Annotated in this window: 23 protein-coding genes; 7 read left to right on the top strand and 16 right to left on the bottom strand. The window is 35.8% G+C overall.

What is annotated here, in order from left to right:
- The first annotated feature begins 6 nt into the window (after nt 1-6).
- Nucleotides 7-237 (top strand): hypothetical protein, encoded by a 231-nt coding sequence (locus JOD45_RS00890; protein ID WP_205001960.1) that lies wholly within the window; start codon nt 7-9, stop codon nt 235-237.
- A gap of 94 nt (nt 238-331) precedes the next feature.
- Nucleotides 332-952 (top strand): DUF47 family protein, encoded by a 621-nt coding sequence (locus JOD45_RS00885; RefSeq protein WP_205001959.1) that lies wholly within the window; start codon nt 332-334, stop codon nt 950-952.
- A 4-nt stretch (nt 953-956) separates the two neighbouring features.
- Here JOD45_RS00885 and JOD45_RS00880 read toward each other — a convergent pair whose 3' ends face one another.
- Nucleotides 957-1187, bottom strand: a complete 231-nt coding sequence (locus tag JOD45_RS00880) for a hypothetical protein (RefSeq protein WP_205001958.1) — start codon at nt 1185-1187, stop codon at nt 957-959.
- A gap of 327 nt (nt 1188-1514) precedes the next feature.
- Between JOD45_RS00880 and JOD45_RS00875 the strand changes: the two genes are divergently transcribed.
- Together JOD45_RS00875 and JOD45_RS16920 are read left to right on the top strand one after the other, a co-directional pair.
- The gene (locus JOD45_RS00875) at nt 1515-1709 is read left to right on the top strand and encodes a hypothetical protein (protein WP_205001957.1); all 195 of its coding nucleotides are present in this window, start codon (nt 1515-1517) and stop codon (nt 1707-1709) included.
- 512 nt (nt 1710-2221) lie between these two features.
- Entirely contained in the window at nt 2222-2833 is a 612-nt protein-coding gene (locus JOD45_RS16920) for an MFS transporter (protein ID WP_205002180.1), read from the top strand.
- Nucleotides 2834-3294: 461 nt separating this feature from the next.
- Here the strand turns inward: JOD45_RS16920 and JOD45_RS00865 are convergent, their stop codons facing one another.
- On the bottom strand, nt 3295-4236 hold the full coding sequence (locus JOD45_RS00865; protein WP_205001955.1) for an ATP-dependent DNA ligase: 942 nt from the start codon (nt 4234-4236) through the stop codon (nt 3295-3297).
- A 210-nt stretch (nt 4237-4446) separates the two neighbouring features.
- Here JOD45_RS00865 and ligD point away from each other — a divergent pair, with 210 nt between their 5' ends.
- From ligD to JOD45_RS00850, 3 genes are all read left to right on the top strand, one after another.
- The gene (gene ligD / locus JOD45_RS00860; protein WP_239548981.1) at nt 4447-5370 is read left to right on the top strand and encodes a non-homologous end-joining DNA ligase; all 924 of its coding nucleotides are present in this window, start codon (nt 4447-4449) and stop codon (nt 5368-5370) included.
- Between the two features lie 10 nt (nt 5371-5380).
- Entirely contained in the window at nt 5381-5743 is a 363-nt protein-coding gene (locus tag JOD45_RS00855) for a DUF2512 family protein (protein ID WP_205001951.1), read from the top strand.
- Between the two features lie 270 nt (nt 5744-6013).
- The gene (locus JOD45_RS00850; protein WP_239548980.1) at nt 6014-7039 is read left to right on the top strand and encodes an LCP family protein; all 1026 of its coding nucleotides are present in this window, start codon (nt 6014-6016) and stop codon (nt 7037-7039) included.
- Nucleotides 7040-7157: 118 nt separating this feature from the next.
- Here the strand turns inward: JOD45_RS00850 and JOD45_RS00845 are convergent, their stop codons facing one another.
- The 14 genes from JOD45_RS00845 to JOD45_RS00780 form a co-directional block, all read right to left on the bottom strand.
- On the bottom strand, nt 7158-7901 hold the full coding sequence (locus tag JOD45_RS00845; protein WP_205001949.1) for a hypothetical protein: 744 nt from the start codon (nt 7899-7901) through the stop codon (nt 7158-7160).
- Nucleotides 7902-8085: 184 nt separating this feature from the next.
- The gene (locus JOD45_RS00840; protein ID WP_205001948.1) at nt 8086-8781 is read right to left on the bottom strand and encodes a hypothetical protein; all 696 of its coding nucleotides are present in this window, start codon (nt 8779-8781) and stop codon (nt 8086-8088) included.
- A gap of 452 nt (nt 8782-9233) precedes the next feature.
- On the bottom strand, nt 9234-9944 hold the full coding sequence (locus JOD45_RS00835; protein WP_205001946.1) for a hypothetical protein: 711 nt from the start codon (nt 9942-9944) through the stop codon (nt 9234-9236).
- Between the two features lie 4 nt (nt 9945-9948).
- Nucleotides 9949-11058, bottom strand: a complete 1110-nt coding sequence (locus JOD45_RS00830; protein WP_205001944.1) for a hypothetical protein — start codon at nt 11056-11058, stop codon at nt 9949-9951.
- Between the two features lie 83 nt (nt 11059-11141).
- Nucleotides 11142-11954 carry a hypothetical protein gene (locus tag JOD45_RS00825; protein WP_205001942.1) on the bottom strand — a complete coding sequence of 271 codons (813 nt, stop codon included), beginning with the start codon at nt 11952-11954 and terminating at the stop codon, nt 11142-11144.
- A 44-nt stretch (nt 11955-11998) separates the two neighbouring features.
- A complete protein-coding gene (locus tag JOD45_RS00820) occupies nt 11999-12415 on the bottom strand; it encodes a hypothetical protein (protein ID WP_205001940.1) in 417 nt (138 codons plus the stop codon).
- 78 nt (nt 12416-12493) lie between these two features.
- Nucleotides 12494-15544, bottom strand: a complete 3051-nt coding sequence (locus JOD45_RS00815; RefSeq protein ID WP_205001938.1) for a hypothetical protein — start codon at nt 15542-15544, stop codon at nt 12494-12496.
- Nucleotides 15545-15558: 14 nt separating this feature from the next.
- Nucleotides 15559-18219, bottom strand: coding sequence for a tetratricopeptide repeat protein (locus tag JOD45_RS00810; RefSeq protein WP_205001936.1), 2661 nt, complete (start codon nt 18217-18219; stop codon nt 15559-15561).
- A gap of 668 nt (nt 18220-18887) precedes the next feature.
- Nucleotides 18888-20041, bottom strand: a protein-coding gene (locus JOD45_RS00805; RefSeq protein ID WP_380897480.1) for an IS3 family transposase whose coding sequence is annotated in 2 segments (ribosomal slippage) — nt 18888-19801 and nt 19801-20041 — 1155 coding nt in all. Because the reading frame shifts where the segments join, the coding sequence is not laid out codon by codon here.
- A gap of 135 nt (nt 20042-20176) precedes the next feature.
- Nucleotides 20177-20446 (bottom strand): hypothetical protein, encoded by a 270-nt coding sequence (locus tag JOD45_RS00800; protein ID WP_205001932.1) that lies wholly within the window; start codon nt 20444-20446, stop codon nt 20177-20179.
- A 199-nt stretch (nt 20447-20645) separates the two neighbouring features.
- Complete coding sequence (locus tag JOD45_RS00795; protein ID WP_205001930.1) at nt 20646-20939, bottom strand: DUF4176 domain-containing protein; 294 nt, start codon at nt 20937-20939, stop codon at nt 20646-20648.
- Nucleotides 20940-21212: 273 nt separating this feature from the next.
- A complete protein-coding gene (locus tag JOD45_RS00790; RefSeq protein WP_205001928.1) occupies nt 21213-22352 on the bottom strand; it encodes a hypothetical protein in 1140 nt (379 codons plus the stop codon).
- Nucleotides 22353-22366: 14 nt separating this feature from the next.
- A complete protein-coding gene (locus JOD45_RS00785) occupies nt 22367-22687 on the bottom strand; it encodes a WXG100 family type VII secretion target (RefSeq protein WP_205001926.1) in 321 nt (106 codons plus the stop codon).
- A 73-nt stretch (nt 22688-22760) separates the two neighbouring features.
- Nucleotides 22761-23033, bottom strand: a complete 273-nt coding sequence (locus JOD45_RS00780; protein WP_205001924.1) for a WXG100 family type VII secretion target — start codon at nt 23031-23033, stop codon at nt 22761-22763.
- Nucleotides 23034-23176 lie beyond the last annotated feature (143 nt).

The following is a 23176-nucleotide window of genomic DNA, read 5'->3' as shown; positions in this document are numbered from 1 at the left end:
ATAGGAATGAAGCTTATGTATGCAGCGGGAATCACACTTATTGTTGTTTTAATGACGTTATATGAATGGCCGAAGTTGAAACAGGCCAACAAAAAAAAGGAAAAGACCGCCTATACAATCATCACATTAATCGGCTGGGTATGTGCGGTACTGCTCGTCTATTTCCCTGACATGCCCGGACCAACCCAAGTCGTTAACTTCTTTTTCATGCCAATAAGCAAGTGGCTCGGCCTTTGAATGATGCGGGAAATAAACCACAAAAACGCATAGTTTCAAGGAAATGACAGGAAAATAATAAAAGACAATCTTACAGATACGGAGGGCGCTTTTCGTGATTTTTAATGCCAAACATGACAAATTTCTTAACCTGCTGAAACAAATTTCACTCAATCTGAAAGAATCTACCCAGTTTTTTGTTGATTTTCATATTCATCAAACTGAAGATCTGGACAAGTTTTCAACCGTTATGAAAAAATACGAAAATAAAGGGGATGCGTATATTCACGAACTCATTATTAAATTAAACAAAACATTTATAACCCCGCTAGAAAGAGAAGATATTCTTAATTTGGCTTTAAAAATGGATGACGTCCTTGACGGATACGAAGAATGGGCAAAACGCATCGTTGTTTATCAAATAAAAGAATCGGACAAATATATGAAAAAATTTGCCGATTATTTGCTTGAAGCAACAAAGGAAATTGCAAAATCAATGGATCTTTTGTCCCGCAGGAAGTTTTTTGATATTCAAAAACATATTATTAAAATCAATGATTTCGAATCCGAGTGTGACTGCCTGATCGAAGACAGCCTCCGCCACCTTTTTCAAACTGAAAAAGACCCGATAAAAGTCATTCAGCACAAAGAACTTTATGAAATGCTTGAAGAAATTGCCGATAGTTGTGAAGATGTTGCTGATATGTTAGAGACCATCATTATGAAAAATGCTTAATTAATCAGTTATTATCCGCTAAAAACTGTATATCCCCTGTGACATGATGGCCTTTATCTTTAACGATTCCTTTTTCCTCTTTTAAATTAAATATAAAGAGCGTACCTTTTTCCCTTTTATAAGGGCTTATAACTAAAAAAGAACCTGTTTCCTTTTTAATGGGAACTTGTTCTTCTTTATTGTAATGAGATCTATTTGATCGTTCGGAAAAAGCATCGAAATCTTTTAATCTCATCTCGTATTTTTGAGGCTTTTTCTCCCTGGCTTAATGCGCTAAGCCTGCAGGTTCAAATACGCTTCGACTCATACAAGCAAGCGACAAGAGGAATTAGGAATCTAACTTTTTATTATCAGAATTCCCCATTGCTTTTTTGATTCGTTCTGCTAAATATTCTGGAGACCCATAGAGAAACTGCTATAGGTGAAAAACGATGATTATTCCTAGTCAGACTTCCCCCCTTTTTAAATTTGATCTATAGTGTTAAATAGTTTAATCTATTATAAACTGAAAAATAAGCCAATTCATTGTTTTGCACTATTTCGATATAAAAGGAGGCTGGAAATGAATAAAGTCATTACCTTTTTAAGAACATTTTTAGCCTATTTTGTACCGACATTAATTTTAAGTTATTTGATATTTGATGTATTGATAGATTTGCCGACCGTTTTTACTGATTTTGCTACATTAGGTTTTATTGCAGGTATTGTTAGAGCTATTTGGGGCTCATTTAAAAAAGATGCGTCTAATTCCGCCTAAGTTTTTTTATCGGTTACTCTAAAACGAATAAAAGCAATAAAAATCAAAATAACAAAACTGGGGTCCAGTTAAAGGTAAAAAAATTAGTAAAAAGAAAGCTATATAAATCAGGACCTCAAATGTCGTTAACTTGTCTCCTAATGAACGTTTAAAATTTGTTATATATTTATGGTCATTACTCATATTTTTTCAATCCTTTTTTATAAAACGTGCGATTATAGCCCATCCGAAAGCAAAAATTAAAAATACGATAATACCCATTTTATTATTTTCAAAGTAAAGTAACCCATTTAAAGTTAAAAAACATCCAATTATCATAACAAAAAGTAATTGTTTAACCGTCATTTTAAGGGGTTTCCTTCCATTAAAGGTTTAATTTCTATATATAACCAAAACAGGAAATCAGGGCGGTCATGGGGTTTCGTATAAATAGTAGGAGCAGCCGAACAGGCACCATAATGAGCAGCCATAACAGTACACAGCAGGACATTGAAACCAGTTGATGAAAATTTATTATCACTAAACGAAAAAATAAATATCCATATAAGCTAACTAATAGAACAAATTTTTACTTATGTGGAAGTGTAGCTATAGATACTTACGAAGTTTTATATTTAAAAAGAGAGTTAAACATTTATGAAACTGAATATTCATTTATTGTTTCTTTTAGTGGAATAGCTTTTATTCTTGCTGGCATTTTAAACACTTATATCTCTAAAAAAATCCCATCTAAAATCTTATTTTTGATTGGAATAAGTATTTCAAGTTTTTCATATCTTTTATTTTCTCTTGCATGGAATACCTTTATAATTTGTTTATCCTTATTTATACTGGCATTTGGATATACAACTTTTTCAACAGCATTTCTAACCATATGTCAATCGACAATTTCTATTGATAAACAGGGAAGAATTTTTAGTTTCCTAAATCTCCTTCCTCAAGCAGCGATTATGATAACTATTTTGATGGTAAATGTATTTTTGAATATATTTCCAATTAGACTTATATTTATATTGCTCTCTCTTATAACTATATTTGGGTTTATTAGCTCTTTACCAATGTTAAAAAACAATAAAGAAAACGGCACTATGGAAAAAACGAGCGAAGCGATTAAACAACGATGAGCCGACCCTCACTATATGCTTATAGTCAATAAATTATCATAAGCATATGAAAACAGCCTCGCTATATGTAATTTTTAACCAAAAGACTGTTTGTGTTAAGTAAGCCAAAAATAAATGGACTAGAAAACATTCATCTCATCGTCCCCTATAAAAATGTCGATGTAGAAATCCTTCTATCTTAAAAACCGAATTGATTCTGTAAGGGAAATGGTGTTTATAAGATTTGTCTCCCTTTTGGAAAGACAATAACAGTAAAACTATGCGTTAGGGACAGTCATTGTTCATAAGGGACTATCCATATATTGTGCAGCAAAAAAAGAATTTTGTTTTTATTGCCAAGGAAATGGTGAGACCATCCTTAAAACCAAAAGGCGGACTTAAAAAACCAATCATTGGCTGCCCATGTAAGCAATAACTCGTACAGATAAGCTGATTTTTGGTCCTATGCAAATATATAGCATTCATTCAAAAAGGCATTCCTCCGGTGACATATTAACAAAAGCTTGAATACTCGGTTGCCTAAGATGCTTGTCTTTTGTCCATTCTATAAATTTAATTTTGACGGTGATTCGCGGTTCAAGCCAAATGGCCTCCTTTATTCTCAAAGGTTTATTGATAAAAGGACAATGGTTTATCATTAATGGCTTCACTCGTTCTGTCAGCTCTTTCCACTCTGCTTTTTTTAATTTACCTGTACCAGCGTGTCCAACGTACATGAGCCGGCCATCTTCATTATACAAACCAAGGATAAGAGCATTAACAACGCCTTGGCGCATTGTTGCTCCGCCTGCCACAGCAATAATGTCCCGATAATTTTTTTTCTTTTGCCAGCGGTTATCTTTGCCGTTAATCAAATATTTACTATTTAAATCTTTAATGACAATGCCTTCTAGTTCTTGCTGCTTAATCACTTCAAATAAAGTATTTCCATCTGATTGTGAAGGGACTATTTGGATATGTTCATTCGGGATAATGATTTGTTTGAGTAAATCAAGCCTGTCTTTTAAAGCAAGATCATTTTTCCATTCATCCTTACAATATATAACATCAAAGATCATATAAGAGACAGGCACTTCTTTCCTTAATTCATTGATCCGTTCTAACTTTCGAATCCCATCACGCCTCATTACTTCATGAAATGACGGCTTTCCGTCATCTCCTAAGGCGATCACCTCTCCATCCAAGATAACAGACTTTTCTTTGCAATATGATTTAATAGCTAATAATTCAGGGTAATGAAAAGTGCGTTCATTAAGCTTTCGATTAAATAAACGTACGTTTTTTCCATCAGAGTATGTAAGAATGCGAACACCGTCCCACTTAACCTGTGAAATCCATTGATCACCTTCAGGAATTTCATCTGTTCTGACGGGTTCAAAAGGAATGAAAGGCTTAATATTCATCATGTAACTCCCTTTTTTTCAATAGTTTAGGCAGAACATATTGAAAATATAGGGCGTTTTGATGAACACATTAATCAATCCGATTTATTCAACAATTTCCCAATTAACCCCAATATCTATCCCATTCCCTTACCTTTTTCATACACCTAACATATTTATAACTCATTAAACCAAAATATAAAGTAATAAATGATACAGGAGGAAATCGTGATGGGAAATAATACGGACAGGCATGCTGTTTCGGTAGACGGCGAGCAAGTCACCCTAACCAGCCTTTCAAAACCTTTGTGGCCTGACAAAGGATTAACAAAAGCTGATTATCTCAATTATCTCACCCGAATGGCCCCCTTTATGCTGCCGTTCTTAAAAAACCGCGCATTAACAGTTATTCGCTATCCTCATGGCGCAGGCGGTGAATCTTTCTTCCAAAAAAATTGTCCGGACTATGTTCCTGATTTTGTTAAAACAAAAATAATCGATGACATCAATTATATTGTCTGTTCCGACTTGCCAACGCTCATTTGGCTTGGAAACCAATTGGCTTTTGAACTCCATGTCCCTTTTCAAACCATTGATACAGATAAGCCGGCAGAAATTGTTCTTGATCTTGACCCCCCTTCAAGAGATGCCTTTCAATTGGCTGTGACTGCTGCACTGCTTATTAAAGAAATCACCGATAAGCTGCACCTTACTTCTTTTGTGAAAACTTCCGGAAATAAAGGGCTGCAAGTCTATATTCCATTGCCTGATAACCGCTATACTTATGAAGAAACAAGATTATTCACTTCTTTTGCCGCTGAATTTCTTAAAGAAAAGGAGCCAAAACTTTTTACAACTGAACGACTAAAAAAGAAACGGGGAAACAAACTATATATTGATGTTGTTCAACATGCCGAAGGAAAAACCATTATCGCGCCGTATTCAGTAAGAGGAAATCAAGAGGCGCTTGTTGCGGCGCCATTGTTTTGGGATGAGGTCAATTCTTCTCTGCGGCCTGAACACTATCCTTTAGACCTTATCGAAAAACGTCTGCAAACAAAAGGCGATCCTTTTTCAACCTTTCACAAAGCTAAACATAAACAGTCTTTTGAGCCAATTGTTACATGGCTTAAAGAACGTCAAAAAAAGGGGTGAATCGCAAACTGTGACTAATGTCATATTAAAAATTGTCCTTACGCCTGTCATCATTATTATTGCGGACTTGTTCAGCAATGTGCAAATTAATTATGGAACGGCTTATGAAGCGGTGATTATCGGAGTTATTGTCGGTCTTATTAATTTTGCCGTCGAATTATTGCTATTTAGAAGGGGCACATTCTGGATAACAACCATTGCTGATTTTGTCATTACAATGTTCGTGATCTTCTTCGGATCAAATGTATTTAGAGATGCCTATATAGGCGCATTAGGAGCCTTCACTTTAAGCTTAATCATCACTGTTCTGGAATATTTTATACATTTTTACGTATTAAAAGGAAAGTGGCAAACAAAAGCGGTCCTGCACTAGCAAAACCTCTAACACCCTCTCGTTGGAGGTTTTTTGGTTTTTAATAAAAAACATATTTACAGAAATAGGATTTAGCATTAAAATATATCTTAAGGCATAGGCCTAAAGACTTACTATTTGTTAGACTTTTTTTAAAAAGTCATTGCCTAACCGGCCCTTTCAAAATATAATATTCATATTAAAGCAGTAGATAGGTTAATCAAACTTCGTCCATAAAGGCAACGCTCTTGTTAGCTATCTGTTAAACTATAAACAAAAGGAGCACTGAAAATGGAACGAAATGAATTTGAAACAGAATCAAGAACTTCATATAAAAGATCGCAGATGAAACCTAAAAAGCGCCGCAGCGTCTTGCGCACAAGCCTCTTAGTTTTCTTTGCTTTAATTCTTTGTGCAACAGGCGCCGGCGCTTATGGGCTTCATAAATTAAGCCCGTCAAATCACTTCAATCATTTAACTGCCATTGGGAACCCGGACGGCAATTATAAGCAAAAATCAGGTGTTTTCAATATCCTGTTAATAGGATCCGACGCTAGAAAAGGAGATTCAGTCGGGCATACAGACTCAATGATTCTCGTTCATGCCGATTTAAACAACCATAAATATAACGTGATGAGCATTCCCCGGGACACGCGTGTCTATGTACCTGGGGAAGGATATACAAAACTGACAAGCGTTCAGTATATATCTCAAATCAAACACGGTCCAAAACAAGGGATTATTGATACCGTGAAGGCGGTTTCTAACCTGACCGGGGTTCCGATTAACTATTATGCCGAAACGAACTATCAAGGCCTTCAAAACATGGTCGATGCCATCGGCGGAATTGAAATGAACGTACCATTTAATGTGACCTTTACACATCCATGGTATAAAGAAGACAAAAACATGACAATTACAGCTGGAACCCATCAGCTTAACGGAAAAATGGCCACCGAAATTGTTCACGAACGCGACTCAGTACCCGGCACCGATTTTGGACGTCAGAAAATGCAAGCCCAAGCCTTAATTGCTATTGCCAAAAAAGTCATGGAGCCGGCTAATATCACAAAACTTCCAGCGCTGGCCGATTCGATGTCTAAGTTTCTAGTCGCAACCAATATGACTACCGAAGATATGGTAAGCATTGGCTTAGGGGTCAAAAATGATTTCCATCCCGACAAACAAATCCATTACTTTCAAGCCAAAGGTACAGGGCAAGTGATGTACGATGATGTGCTCAAAGCGAACAACGATGAATTTATCCTTGATCCTCACCAGTTGAATGATATTGTTCAAAAGTACTTTAAAAGCTAAATCTTAAATAAATCCCGAAAACAGCATCGTTTTGCTTGTTTTCGGGATTATTATTTTTGAAATTATTAGCGGCGGACTGCCATCAATAATACATTCAATACCTATAACATATTCTGATTCACCTTAAGAATTTGTTATCGCCTTCCTTAATGATACTTTTTTCTTTTAGTTTATTATGTCTTCTATTCTCAAAGCGCTGTTTCTTACTTTGTCCTAAATATGGATACATTTTTTTTAGATCTTGTTCATGTTTTAAGATATAAATATATTTATGAACAAAAGTAGTCATAATAAATCCAACTATAATAAACAATTGAAGCCCTATGATTAAGGATAGCGTTTCAAAGTCAATATTTGTAAAAAAAGTGCTGCCTACTTGGCTAGATAGATAAGCTATTCCAACAGCAATGATAATAATTGTAACGTTTATCGAATTTGACGTTTTCACATAATAATCATTTTTTAATGCCCAAATGTGAAAAATATAAAATCCAAAGCCAACAATGAGCAACAATACTATATCTATATATGTTATAAGCTTATTGGTAAAACCTAGTTCTCCGATAATTAGCGACTGACTCGTAGCAAAACAATTTATGATGGCGAAAAAGCCATACAAGCCCAAATACAGTAAAAACTCTCTCTCAAATTTGTAAGGTGCAACAATAAAAATTAATCCTAATAAGTCTCCTACTAGCATCGTAATTAAATTCATATCATAATATAGTTCATTTACATGATAAATTAGCCCCATAATACTGCTTAAATTTAAACACAATAAAAAAGCAATAACCCCTCGTCTTATCTTATTTCCGTTTATCAATTTTAGATAATGTTTATGACTGTCTTTACTTAATTTCAAAAAATCACCCCGATGCCTCATAAGCCCCTAAATGAACTTGTACAACTAAGAGCCATTTATAATTTTAAAAAACGCCTTACAGCATAACCTACTACTACTTCTATCAAAAGACTCATGAAATTTGTTACGAATGTCCTATTAAATCAATTAATACAATTAAAGAATCTTCAATGTGAATTTCCAGTTACATTTTCGACCCAAATTTTCTAAAACGTTCCTTTTTTGTCATCCCTAAGTCGGGTTCCTTTTCAATTAATTCCTTTTTGTGTTGAAGCATATAAAAATATTTATGAATACAGGTACTAATTAAAAGGCCGCCGACTGACCATGCTTCTAGTGCAATAATTAAAGAAATGTCTTCAACATTAACATTATGAAATAAAACTGTAAAAACTTGTGTACTTAAATATCCAATTCCAGTTACAATTGAAATTAATGGGAAACTGACTACGCTGGAAGTATTAGCATAATAATCATTATACAACGCCCGAAAATGGAAAATATACATTAACACTCCAGAGATTATTAACAATAGTAGATTTATGATTGGTATCCATTGATCCCTTAATTTTAAATCATGAATCATTAACACTTGACTACATGAAAAACAAGTAAGAGAACTAAAGACACCGAATAACCCAGTATAAAGAACAAAAAGCAATTCATATTTATATGGAGCTATAATGAATAATAATCCAAAAAGATCGCCAAGTATCATTGGTATAATGCTAAGATAAAAATAAAAAGCGCTTGGACTATAAATTAGGCTTAGCAAACCAGTCAAGTTTAATAATAAAAGAGAGGCAAGTGTTCCATTACGAATCATTCCTCCAGGTACTATACGTAAATAAAATTCATGACTTTTTTCACTTAATTTCATATTTAGGAGACTCGCTTTCACCTTCCTTGATGAACAAAACTGTAAAGAGTAGGATATTCCCCGTTAGTTAACCTGATTCATTATCACTTTTTGTGATTTTGACACAAAAAGGAAAACACTTTAGAATTCCCGGCAATAATGTTAGCACCACACAAACATTAAAGAGGTTTTCAAGTGTTTTCCGTGTTACTAGAGTTGCCAGAGTACGAAGTTGTTAATCAAGAAATTTATTCTTCACACAATATTATGTATGTTGATAAAAGAACAGATGAGGAACGATGCCCTCATTGTGGATTTCTTTCATCGCTTATCTATGACAAAAGGACAAGAAAATAAGGGACCTACCTTTTCTTAATAAACTATTTTTCTTATTGTTTTGTGTTAAAGATAGGCTCTAAGAAAAAGAAGGGAATAGCGTTGCCCCAGCTTGCAATCTCAGGGCTTTCCAGTAATCATGAATTCCGTCTCTTTTTTTTAGATCTAAAATTTTTTTGTCGTTCCTTTTTAGTTAATCCTAAATCAGGATGCAATTTTTTGAGATCGTCTTTATGCTTAACCATATAAAAATATTTGTGTATACATACACTTATTAATAAGCCGCATACAACAAAAAGCTCAAGGCAAAACAAATATGAAATGGTTTCTATATTGATATTATGGAAAACAACTATTGCAACTTGTGACGTAAGATAACCAGCCCCCGTTACAATGGAGATTATAGGGAAACTAACCGCAGTTGAAACATTTTCAAAATAACCGTTAACAAGCGCTCTAAAATGAAAAATATATACGGAAACCCCTGCAATTAACAATAACAGTATATTAGTAACTAGCACCCAATGATTTCTTATATTTAAATCATGAATCATTATAGATTGACTGCTGGCAAAACTGATAAGAGAACTGCACAGTCCAAAAAAACCTGTAAATAAAACAAACAACAATTCAAATCTGTACGGAGCAAAGATAAATATTAAACCGAACAAATCACATAAAATCATGGGAATTAAGCTCAAATAAAAATAAAAAGAATTAACATTATAAAATAAACTCGGAGCACTAAATACATTTATAACAATAAGAAACGCAATTGTTCCGTTTCGAACATAATCTGGAGGCGCAATGTTCAAATAAAATTGATGGGTTTTCTCACTTAAATTCATTTTATCACCTCAGCAAAGAACCAATTTTATGAAGACCTTTTGAAGTCTCTTTTTTTACAATATCAGATAGGCTATCTTTTTTACCATCATGATCAATATCATATATTTTCATATTTTCAATATAAGAAAGTCCCTTAGAAATCCCGTATCCAACTAACGCTCCGGCCAATGTCCCTGCAGGTCCACCAATAAATGTTCCTATAGCTGCTCCTGCCCAAACACCGCCACCTGTTGATATAGCCGAGTTTGCTAAACCCAAGGCTGCATCGCCAATAGAATTACCAGCAATAGTACTTGCTTTTTGATTATGCCTTACACCATAGGTTATATCCTGTGCCACGTTTAATCCAATACCAAGGTATGTAAAAGCGCCTGCGCTTTTAAATTTCCAGCCGTTCCTTGTTATTTTTAAATTCTCCTTAACTGCAGTTTTTGGGTCCACCCACTTATAAAGTTTTTTATAATTTGTTGCATTCGTTTGACTGTATGTTTTTTTATTAAAGCCTTCAACATGAGGATTGCTTACTGCCACTCTTAAACGCCTTTCACCTTTTGCAGTTACATAAAAGCCTTTAGCTACTCCAAATCCCTTTCGATATCTTAGATACGCTTTACTTAAAGTATAGGCGCTCCTGCTATTGCCAATTATTGAATTGGCAGTTGGAATGGCATTATCTTCAAATTCATTTATCTTATTTTTAAGACTCGCTCCTGTACCCGTTAATGCTCCTGATGAATCAATCGGATAACACATTTTTACATTTTGTTGTTTTACTCTTGGCTGACTTGCTAAAGAACCGTAAACGTAACTCCGTCCTAATTCACTTGACCCCAAAGCCTTAAGATTAATCGGCATATTATCAGCATCTAAAAATATATTTAATTTTCTATTAAGGTATTGAGACAGGTTATTCGTATTATTCTCAACTTGGCTGCCTTGGCTGTTTAATTGAGAAATCATTGCATGTATTTGCGAGCTGATTTTTGGCTCGATTGTTAATGATTGAAGGGCATTTCGATAATATTGTTGAGTGGATGAATGGTTATCTGCAAACGAAAGTAATTGATGATTAAATAGTTGTAATGCCTCCGGATCGACCATAATTCTGCCCATTTTATTAACAACTCCTTTAATTTAACCATTTATTTCTTATTGATATTATGTAAAGGTGGAATTTAAAAGAGTATAGTGCTTATTTAGTTCCACAGAAGGCTTTTTCCTCCTGAAACCGCTCTGTCAATAACAGATATGTATTCTTTCGTCATACCTATCAAATCAACCTGTTCTGCTTCCAAATATTCTTTATTGTTAATATTAACCATTTTAAAACCCCAATTATTTACCGGTGAGAAAAGGGTAATAAGCCCTTCAACAGACCACTGATCATGATGGTAGAAGAAGAACATCATCCCCCGGAACCGGTCAGCCTTGTCAAGCGACTTTTTGAGGTCTTTCCATAGCTTTCTGCCCTGTTCAGTTTTATTTAATTGATTTATTTGATTAACAAGCGATTCTGGTATTCTATTAATCTTGCAAAAATCGTTAACGAAATGACCTGGCAGTAGTAGCCGTCCTTTTTTACTAATTGATAATTGATCGATACCTAGTTTAGGCAAAATAACATGTTGGAAAGTTTCACTTGGCGATCCCCGCCTCGATAATTTATACAAGTTATGATTTATTTGTTCACATTCAACCGTGTACTCCTCAGTAAAATAAAAGATGGATAACGGCAATTGTTCATCTGGTGAATCAATTTGCAGAACAACGTTTGTATTTGCCATAATTGACATATAAATAATGAGATCTTCATCAATCCATGCACTCTCGTTATCTATACCAATAAAGCCTTTTTCAATTAATCCAGAAACGGTATTTTTCCATTCTTCTTCAATTTCTTTTCCCAATAACCCAAGGAAGGGATTTTCCATTCCGATAATTACTGGAGCTTCAATCATGCTTTGTAATACGTAAATCTCTTTATTGGTTAATATGATATATTCATTCATAAATATGCCCCCGGTTTTATTGTAATCTTGCACTGTTTTAACTATTAAATGTCTTTCTCACCAACATCTTGTTTTCCCATATCACCGGTTTCCCCCTTATCATCACTCAATGCCATCCCGCCGGCGATTATCAATAATATGCCGGATATCAGGAAGAAAAAGATATTAATAATAAGAGAGAGAATGCCAATTGCCAGGAGCCAAGAACCGGCTAATTTATTATTCTTTCTAATTTTTTCTTTTGTCCCGCATAGAATATGTGCGGCAATGGCAAAGCCTAGAAACATAAGCGAGAAGACAACGGCTACCACGACGCCAATGTTGCTGCCGACATCATAACCAATGCTGAAGCCAATCACATCACCAATGCCAATGTTAGTAAAAAACGCAAATATAAATGTTGTGTAAATATAGATAAAGCCTATTAAACTCAATATGAATTCAGGTGTTCTGGTCTTCATTGAAATGACCCTTTCTATGTTTTTATGAAATGAACCTATTTATAGGAACAGGCTGCACAGATGGCAGCCTGTTAAATTTTATTTTTGACTTTGATTAGTGTTTGTGATGTCTTGACTTTTTTGTGTTTCCTGAGCCTGATTATCTTGTGTTTTGGTGCTGTCTTGTTGTTCAGTTTCGGTGCTGTTTTGGTTTACTTGATCTTGTGAATTCTTTTGTTGGCTTTGATTGTCTTGATTATCCTGATTTCGCGTTCCTTGATTATTCTCGTCCCGGCTATTTTTAGATTCTGGCATTTGCGTATTCTTGTGATTGTCATTTTGAGAATCTTGCTCCTTGCTTTGTGTTTTTCTGGTTTCTTGGCTGCTGTTGTTATCGTTAACAGCATGAGCAGCTTTTTTGTTCATGTCTTTTAAGGCTTGGCTTGCTTCCGCTTTTAGATTGGCTAATGGGCCGATATCCGGTGTTTTCTTAATTAGTGTTTCATAGTAGCGTGCGGCCAATTTAGGATTGCTGTCTTTGATTTTATTTGCTTCATTGATTAAAGCTTGCGATCTATTAACCAATGGATCTTTTGCAAGTGAATGAGTGATATCATTTTCATAGGCTTGTCCGAGATAGTATACAGCAACTTCATTTGAAACATTTTTGTCAATGCCTTTATTGTAACTGTCAATGGCTTCCTGACCCGCTAACGCTTGTTTGACTTTGTCTTCCGGCATGCCGACAGCGCTTGTAATCGTCCGGTAGCCTTTTTGTTTTTCGCTTAAATCACTGGATGCACTGGCTTCTTTTAATAAAGCGACGGCGGCTTGTGACATCGTATCCTTATTATCGCCTTTCATTTCTGGATACATGCGGTTAGATTCGCTGGCATAAAGGACGGCATCTGCGAATTTTCCGTTATCAATCAACTGTTTGGCATATTTTGAATAAGAAACAGCTAATTTTCTTTTTGCCGCTTCTTTGGCAATATTCTTATCGATCACTGGACGGGTACTTAAAATTTCATAAGCTTGCTCTTGCTTATCTGGGCTTAAGCTTGGCGCTTTTTCTAAAAGGCGGCTCGATAAGGCATCCAGTATGGCTTTTGCACCTGGCGTATGATTCCCCTTATCGACCGAAGCGGAAGCTAGAATGACCGCTTTAGTTAAATCTTTGTCAGCGTCTTTTTCTGCTTGAGCCGCCAGCCTGTAAAGATATAGCTGTTCGGCCGCTTCTTTGGCAATGTCTTTAGGGACGCCGGAATCCTCAGCAAGCACTCTATATTGGTTAATGATTTGGGATTGCTTGTCTTTATTAGTGTAAGCATCATTGTCATTCATTAATTGATTGGTTTCTTCCAAAAGCTTTTGGCTGGATTTTTCTATGATTTTGGCAATGCCGTCATCTTTTGCTAGCGGGCCCCCTTGTTCAATCACACGGACATGGTCGCCATCTTGCTGAATTTTATCCAGCGCTTCCGCTTTATTTCCTTTAAGATCTTTATAATGTTTTTTATGGCGTTTTCCTAAATCATCCAGCAAGTCCATGGTTTTGCTGTTTTCTAACTCTTCATCATATTGAGGTTCATTAGGTGCAAATTGATGTGCAATCTCATATTTATTGAGTGATTCAATAATTTTGTTTGTATCCTTTTCATCAGCTTGCTGATTGGCGGCATCTACTAAATGTTGAGCAGCATCGTTGGCAGCGCCAGAGTGAATTGGCTTATTAAACAAATCGTTATATTTTCCTGCATAATAAACGATGTCTTTTGCGTTATCGCCGTTTGGATCATCAGCATGCTGGTGAACGTAGACATCCATTTCATCTTCTACAAATCGCTTAAACAATTCTTTGCGTATATTTTCTTGAGCATTTTTCACATCTTGATTATCGATATTCAACGAACTGATTAATTGCTTCGTTGCATCATCGTCCGAATGAGCCAACCGTTGAGTAATCGAATCCACAAGCATGTCGGTGACTTGTTTTTGCATCCATTCATTCGATGATGTGAAGTCTTGACCATAAAATAAGACGTTATAATAGTTTCCGGCATGATAAAAGTATTGAATTTTCTCGTAGAGAGATTCCGGAACAACTAAAGCTATGTCGTGATGCCCCTGATCGCTGCCATGATTGCCCTGATCTCCCCCATTGCCTGATCCGCTGCCGCCTGATGAGGTGCCGCCCTGACCGTCATGGCCTCCATGATGGCCTTGATCTCCGTGATCACCTTGATTGCCTTGATTGCCTTGATTACCTTGATTACCTTGATTGCCTTGATCTCCGTGATCGCCTTGATTATTCTGATTGCCTTGATTTCCGGTTCCTTCTGAAGAACCGCCGTTATGGCTGCCGTTGCCTTCTGAACCAGGCGGTATAGATGGCGGCGGATTGTTTCCATTTTCGTCAGTTGTTTCATTTTCACCATTCTGATTGCCATTCTGAGGGTCATTAGGATCGGCTTGATCTTCGTCATTACCCCCTGGATTATCGTTAGAATTTCCTGATATTACGACCTCGCCCCCGGATTGCTGATCTCCTGGCACCGGAATAACAGCTGAATCATTATTGTCTTCAGACTCATCAATATCACTGCCGCCATGGATAGGCTGAAATGGCGACACATTTCCAGACCCGCCATTGTCATTATTTGAAACATTAACAATTGGCAATGTCGTTTTTGGTTTTGGCGTTGGCAATTTAACTTTATCTGAGTCTACAGATAAGGCAACGACCGGGTTGTCAGACTTGCCTGATGTGTCAACTAGATAGGCTTGATCATCAGAATCATTGGTGTTCAGCGCCAGGCTGTGCGAAGTGTCTAATCCAGCGTTTTTTGCCAGCTGATTTGTGTCATTTGGGTTCAATTGATCATTTTTAACGGGATTTTTATCTGTGTTTAGCTGAATGCCATGGTGCTTATTTTTGAGCTGACTGCCGCTTTTAAAGTGATTGCCCCAAGTGCTTTTTTGGTGCAGTTGCTCACCGCTGACTTTACTGTTTACGGAATCAGAATCATTGGCCAGCCATTCATAAGCTGCGGCCCCCCAGCCTAATACAACAAGGGCACCCACAGATGTTGATAATATCACTTTGCGCATTTTTGATTGGCCTTTATTCTCTCTGTTTTCGTCTGCCATAAAAGATGCCTCCTTTATTTGAGTAATTTTTTATCTTTCATTTCTTTAATGCGGTTCTTGGCAATGGATACTTCTGATGAATTTTGATTCAAGTCGATGACTTTTTCGAATAGCTTTGCAGCATCTTTATATTTGTGCTGTTCGATTTTAAATAGCCCGTAAGTGAAATAGGCATGTCCGAAGTCCGGATAAGTGCGAATGACTTTTTGATAATTTTTATCAGCCTTGCCTTTTTGATTAAGCTTTTCATATAAAATGCTCATATTAAGAAGAACGTTTTGATTTTTTATCCCTAAATCAACAATTTGCTTATAGGATTGCAGCGACTGTTCGTAAAGGTTTTTGCTTTTTGGATTCTTTTTATCTTCATAATAAGAACCGAAATCGTAATAGAGCTGCCCCAGACGGTTTAAATAATCAACATTGGAAAAGTCATTTTTTAGCAAATCGTTCATTAATGATATCGCTTGCTGGTACGTGGCCACCTTCGTCTTATCATCAACAGCATCTGTTTTGTTTACTTTTAAATACATATCGACTAAGTTCTCAACATACCGTTCGCTGCCGCCTTCAAGGTCGACAGCCAGCTTATATTGATTAATCGCTTCTTCGTCTTTTCCTTGCAATTCATAGAGCTCGCCCTTTAGATTCTCTACAAATGCCTTAGATGTTTGGCTGTCTCCTTTTAGTTGAACAACCCGTTCATTGGCTTTATTGTATTCATGATTGTTAGCATAGCTGATCACCAAATCTCTAATAACATCTTGCTGGTATATGCTTTTTTTGGCTTTACGCGCTTTTTCATAATATTTGATGGCATTTTTATAATCTTTCATCAGAAAATAAGAGCGTCCGATTAAGTAATAGGCTTCTTGATTCTTTTTGGACAGCTTGTCATTAAGAAAGAGATCATTTAAATATTGAATGGCCTCATCATATTTCCCTTGGCTAATATAAATGGTTGCCAGTTTAGTATAAAGAGATTGTGTTGGCTTTTGGTCAATGGCCTTTTTGATATAATGTGCCGCCTGGTCATACTTTTGATCGTTAAAAGCGGCCGTCCCTTGAGCAATCAATGCCTCCCGCTTCTTCTCTTTTGAATGGTGAATGCCCCATGCCAGTACTATAAAACCTAAAATAATAATAAATGCAGCCAGCAGCATATACCTTCTTTTAACAGCAAATGTCTTGCATTTCTCAAAAAAGCCGGGTCCTTCATTGATGGGTTGCCGCGGCAAGGGCTTGAAATCTGAACGGGATTGTTCTTGCTCCCTCTGCTCTTTTAAAATTTTTTCCAGAGTGGCTTCGGTTGACTCCCGCTTGTTTTCCTCGCGAATTTTTTCCTGAAGGTTATCTTGGATAATATCCAGTTCTTCTTTTGTTGCAAAGTCCAAGAATGGCAGCTGTTTTGCTCTTTCATAAAATAGAACAGCTGTCTTTAACTCTCCGATTTTTTCAAAATAGCTGGCCGCTTCGAGATAGTCTTTTAGCTCGGGCTCCTCAGATTCAAGAGCTGATGCGGCACTTTTAAGCATTAACTCTATTTCTTCAACAACATTTTTCGACTCTGGGTAACTGTCAATAATATGCTTATATTCTTTTTGAGCGGCTTCTTTGTTCCCTATCCCCTCAAAAGCCGAAGCAATTTTTAGCAATGATTCTATTTTGATAGATGATTGATCATGATGCTTCTCTTTCTTTTCTAATAAAGCGTTTTCCTGTTGAGCAACCTTTTCCCTTATTTCTTTAGGAAACTGCGCCCACCACTCCGAAAAAGACGGACATTCTTCAAGTTTGGAACTGTTCCAAGCTTGCTTAAATAACTTTTCCGCTCCTTTACCAAGTGTTTGTTTGAGGGCTTTTGACACAGCGCGGTATCTTTCCGTTTTTTCTTGCAGCTCATCCGGATGGAACACATTCATATCCTCGGCCTTCAGCTTGCGAATATCTTCAAGATGCCATGTCAGCATTTCGCCTAAAAGAACGGCTCCGGAAAATCGGTCAGCCTGCCGATTCCAAACCCCTTCCTTTACATACTTGGCCGCATAGCCCGGCGAACCTCCTGGAAGCGCTCTTGGCTTTTGCAACTCAGGTGCGTAAAGTTCCTCGATATCGATTAATTCTACATCTGAAAAAGACTGGGATGTTCTCTCTTGGCTAAGAAACGGAATCATCACATTGCTTGATGATAAGTCGCAGTGAGCAAGCTGGGATTCTTCCATTTGTTTCAAAACAAAGGCAAAATAGCAAGCGATATAAAGACAATCTTCTTTAGACAGTGCTTGTTCATCCAAAAGAATATCCGACCAAGTCGGCCCGTCTATCCACGGCATCGTTAAAGCATACTGTAAGTCTTCATGCTTTTTGATCAGCTGCCGGTGATTGCTTTCGTCAATCACGGCCCTCCGGCAAGCGGATAAGCCGGGTTTCACGGCATATTTTTTAATAATATTTGCGATTTCCGTTTGCCGTTTATTTTTAAAGCGATTTCGAAAAACCTTTAAAGCAATATAACGATTAGCTGAGCCTCTCGCCGCTTCCAGCTGATAAACAGTTCCCTGCCTGCCTTCTTGGCCATACGGCATATCGAGCCCAACGACCGCTGGATGCTTCGTGAATATATATTTTTTCCCAAAAAGGATAATCGCTTCTCTAACTTCTGGTTGAAAGCTCATTTCATTGACCTCTATTCATGATACTTGGGTTAAAAACATTTTCGAGAAAGTATCATCCATTTTTGCTCTTTCTCACGATGTTATAAAAAGGGTTATAGCGTAATATTGACGCGATCATTAATATAGAAATCTATAACATTTTTATTGCGTTTAATACTAGAAATCTATTATGTATCTGTATTATAAATCTCTTTGAATCAATATTATTTTTGCTTATAAATTTTAATCATTCTGTATATAACGTTATAAACAAATAATGGAACTAGAAAAGATGCGATCGTACTTGCCGCTTTATCACACAGTGACTATTGTAGGAAAAACCAAGTTTGACAGTTAAAGTAAATAACTGTAGCAAAATATACACATATTATGATATTTCTTACCGTCTTCAAAGACATTGATTCCACACCTATATCAAATTAAATAAATCCAATTTTTAAGCACACAACAGATCTGGATCTGAGTCAATTTTTTGGACACAAAAAAGTTAATTTCCAATTAAGTGCCTGCCCATTAAGAAGGTAGGAAGGCAATGTCGCTTGACATGGAGCCTCTGCGGGCATGATTCTCCTGCCGAGAAGCCAGATGTCTAAAACATCGGCATCGCCAAACAAGGCTATCATGCCCGCCACTCCATATAAAGCGGGTGCACAATCACAAGTTAGTGTTTAGGCAATATGCCGAATACAGTCTTCTATCTCTTGAGGCGTTTTATAACCAATGCTGCTGTGAATTCTTTTTCGGTTGTACCATCCTTCAATATATTGAAATAAAGCTTTTTTGGCTGTCGGATAATCTATATATTTAACGTTGTTGATTTCTTCTTTCTTCAAAATGGCATGGAAAGACTCAATACACGCATTATCATATGGGCAACCTTTGCGACTGAATGACTGTTTCATGCCTTTTGACTGAACATATCCTTTGAATTCTTCACTCGTATATTGAGTACCTAAGTCGGTATGAATAACAAGACCTTCTTTTGGAGATTGAATGGCGTACGCGTTATCTAGTGCTTTTATTACCAAATCAGTTGTCATCGTTCGTGAAAAGGAATAGCCAATAACCTTTTTAGAATGCAAACCCATAACAGAAGCTAAATAGCACCAACCGTTTTTAATAGTATGGATATAAGTAATGTCCGCCACCCATTTTTCGTTGATAGAGCTTGTCGAAAAATCCTGCTCTAGCAAATTTTCCTGTTCTTCCACTTTTTGTTTACTTGAATATGGACGGTATTTTTTTGATATGATAGAGCGAATGCCAGCTTTTTTCATTAAACGTTGTACTCTTTTTAAACTCACCATATAGCCTTCTTTTTGAAGAATGAAATGGATCTTTGGAGCACCATAACGCTGTTTGCTTTCTGTATGAATTTCCATGATCTTTTTGGTTAGTTCTTTGTTTTCCTGATCACGATTAGATTCAACATGTTGTAGAGATCGATAGTACGTACTTCTAGGTATCTTTAATATTTTGCAAAGTGTTTGGATTGAATATTGATTTTTATGTTGATCAATAACGGAAACGAGCTCGTTGCGACTTACTTTCTTGCGAATATGGCCATAGCCTTTTTTAAGATTTCGTTTTCCTCCTGAAGGCGGCGAATCTGTTTTTGTAGCTTGTTATAATCATCAGAAGTGACTGAACTCCCGTCTTCCAAGCTGATTGGGGAATATTTCTTGACCCAACTATAGATGGATACATCCGATACGCCATACTCACTACTTAAGTCTTTTACGGAGCTGCCGGTATTATAAAGATCAACAATCATTTTTTTGAAGTCTTCATTAAACTTTTTGCCAGTCTTTTGGTTACCCATAAGGACACATCCTTTCGTTTTCAGTATAGTCAATCATTTAAAAATTTAACTTAGACGTGTCCATGAATTTATACTAGCATCAAGAGTTATAGAGTAATATTAACCTAAATAATATAGAAATATATAATTGATCAGTTACTTGCCCTTAGATCCCTTTGATTTATCATAAATTGCTGTATTAGTAGCATAGACGACTCGGAATAAAAACGGAAATACGATACCACCAAAAACAGCTGAAAGCAAAGGCTTATATGCTTGTGATAAATCAATAAAGGCTAGAATTAGAAACTGTAACAAGAAAATAAAGATGGCTAGAAAGTATACTGTTACAGCAAACCAGTAATAGAACCGAAATGCTTTTGATTCGTGAGGTTTGCCAAAAACTTTTGTAATCATTTTCTTCATCTTAAAACTCCTTAACATTTCTCAATTATTTCTTTTACAACTTACCTAAATCCATTTTCTTTTGATCATATACAATCTCAAAATTAAACATTACTTAAACCTTATTTCTGATTGGAAATTAATTAAAAAAGAAATCAAATAATAAGGTTATAAAAATCTTTTAGTTTATTGTAAGATTTATCTCCACTATATAATTCCTTTAATTAGAATGTTTATTAAGTTCTAAATGAAGTTCTACTAGTTTACGTCTTAATTGAATTTCTGATTCTGTTTCATATCCTTTAAAAATAACTTTAAGAATTTGATTATGATCAAAAAAAATATTATAGTCCTTTGAAATATTTCCTTGCGGGTATGGACAACCAACATAATCCCAAATTTTACTTTCATTTTCTCTTTTTTGTTTTCTACCATAAATCATTACTTCTTGCTTATCTATATCTTTTAAATAAACAACTGAACCTATAGGAAGTAAATAATCTAAATCATCCATTCCAGTTCTCCTTTCAATTCGGTAACTTTTTAATTTTTGGTAAAATGTTTAATATATGCTTCAATAAATTTATATATAACAGTAAAAACAAATATCGGAATCAAAACATAACCTACTGAAAGAATAAGTCTCTCATAAGGCAAATATGATTCATTAGATGTCCACAAGCTAATTAATGAACAAATAACTGTTAAAAAGTAGGCAAACACTACTATTCTTTTAAGCCATTTAAGTAAAACTGACATCATTAAAAGCACCTTTCGGTTTTAAATTTTATTCTATCTTTAATTTTACTCCAAGTCCTAGGCCTAGACCAACATCTAATTCACTCTCTGTACCAATACTTGCTTCAACCCCTAAACTTCCCCAAGCAGCATCGCCACCAATAACTAAACTTTTTTCAGTAAAAGGCAAACCGATTTTAACTTCTCCTTCCGCTTTTGCAGCATCAAGTTTTGCCCCTGCCTTAACCATATGGTAATTTGCTTTAAACACTGCTTCTCCGTATCCACATTTTACATCAGTATTAAATGGTCCCATTCCCGCACCATAGTCTACAAATGCTGCTTTAGCACTTGCATTAAATCCTGATTTGACCTGTAAAACTGCCTGAGCGGTTCCAACTTTCTCATAAACTTTAAATCTTCCATAATTGGCGCCAACATTAGCTAAGGATGCATTGGCTTGACCACCAATTTTACTACCAGATAATGCATCTGTAATTAGTGTATTTATATTTTTCGGTATCCTAACATCAACTTCTCCAGACAATGTTTCTGCATATAAACCATTTTTCTTAGAATTACCCGCCATTGATAAACGGTCCGAAGGTTTAAAGACATAATGATTATGTTTGTAAATTTTTTGATACTCGGCATCGTAAGCTTTTATTTTGTTTAATAAATTATTAGAGTTTTTATTTGCTGGTTGATCCTGACTTTTTATATTCCCTCTTTTAAATTCCGTACTCGGGGTTCTATACTCATTTATAATATCATTTTCAAAAAATACCCCTTTTGCATCCCCACCAAGTTGTTCATTTAGAGGAGAGGTATTTAAAGATGCATTGGTATGATTTACACCGAAATTTGCTCCGTTGAATAATCCTTTTTTATTAAATCCATTTTCCTTAGAAACTATTCCCGTAAAACCCGGCACCGTTTGTAATAGAATAGAATCTATCCGATTATCAGCTTGTTCAAATTTTATTGCTGTTTCAGATAATGTCCTTTCCATATCAGAAATTTTACTTATAACGCTATTAAGAGAGAGGTCATTATAACCTACCGGAACATTTGCTAATGCGCTTGCAATGCTGGCATTAATTGAATTTGCAAAATCTCTAGCACTAGCTAACCTTAAAGCTCCTGTTTTTAATTCAGATGGCTTAATATCAATTTGATTATTCCCCATCATCTTTCTCCTTCTTAATGATGATCGTTAAGTCTTGCTAATTTTTCTTTATGCTGGGCATCCCTTGCTAAATCAGCCGTTTGACGAATATATGCGATTTGATTATGTAAAGATTCAATAGCTATTGATATTTCGGTTATTAACTGCTTATGTTCATTAATAAATTTATCTTTAGAATTTGATTTCCAATCGTTAGATAAGGATTGGACAATCCCTGTTACCTGGGAATCTAATAATCTTAAGTCGGAAATTGACTTTTCTAAAGCTGCAGCGGAACTCTCTAAATGATTTGGATAAATTTTCAACAAATGATCTATTTTAAAAGGAATAAACATGGCAATAACAAAACTACAAAAGACCAGTCAATATACATATGACTAGTCTTTTGCATGAGAACTTCTTCAATAATTACTGAGCATCCGCAGTACGGAAGCGGTTGGCAATAGCGCGAAGTTCTTGATCAATAGATTCAAGAAGCTGCACATACGCTTCCATGTGTTGGCGTGATTCATTGAATTGATTGAAGAAGCGTTGTTTTGTGTTGCCGTCCCATTTGCCATCAAGGGATTGAAGGGCTTGGTAAAGGTGTTGTGTTTGTTGACGGCCGTTTTCAGCACCGTTTTTAAATTGTTGAGCGATGCCATCAAGTTCTTCCGGAGTTACGAGAATTCTCATTGACATGAAAAATCATCTCCCTCAGTTTTTTTCTTCCAGTCCAATATATAACACTTTTTCCTCTATGTGAATAACATGGCTAATTTATGAGCCTATGGAACTATGATTAAATAGCGATTTTTATTAAAATGACTAATAAGTTTATATTT

The organism is Scopulibacillus daqui (assembly GCF_016908855.1).
GTDB classification, from domain to species: domain Bacteria; phylum Bacillota; class Bacilli; order Bacillales; family Sporolactobacillaceae; genus Scopulibacillus_A; species Scopulibacillus_A daqui.
The sequence above is the reverse complement of the archived record's forward strand: the minus strand, read 5'-3'. Positions and strand labels throughout refer to the sequence as shown.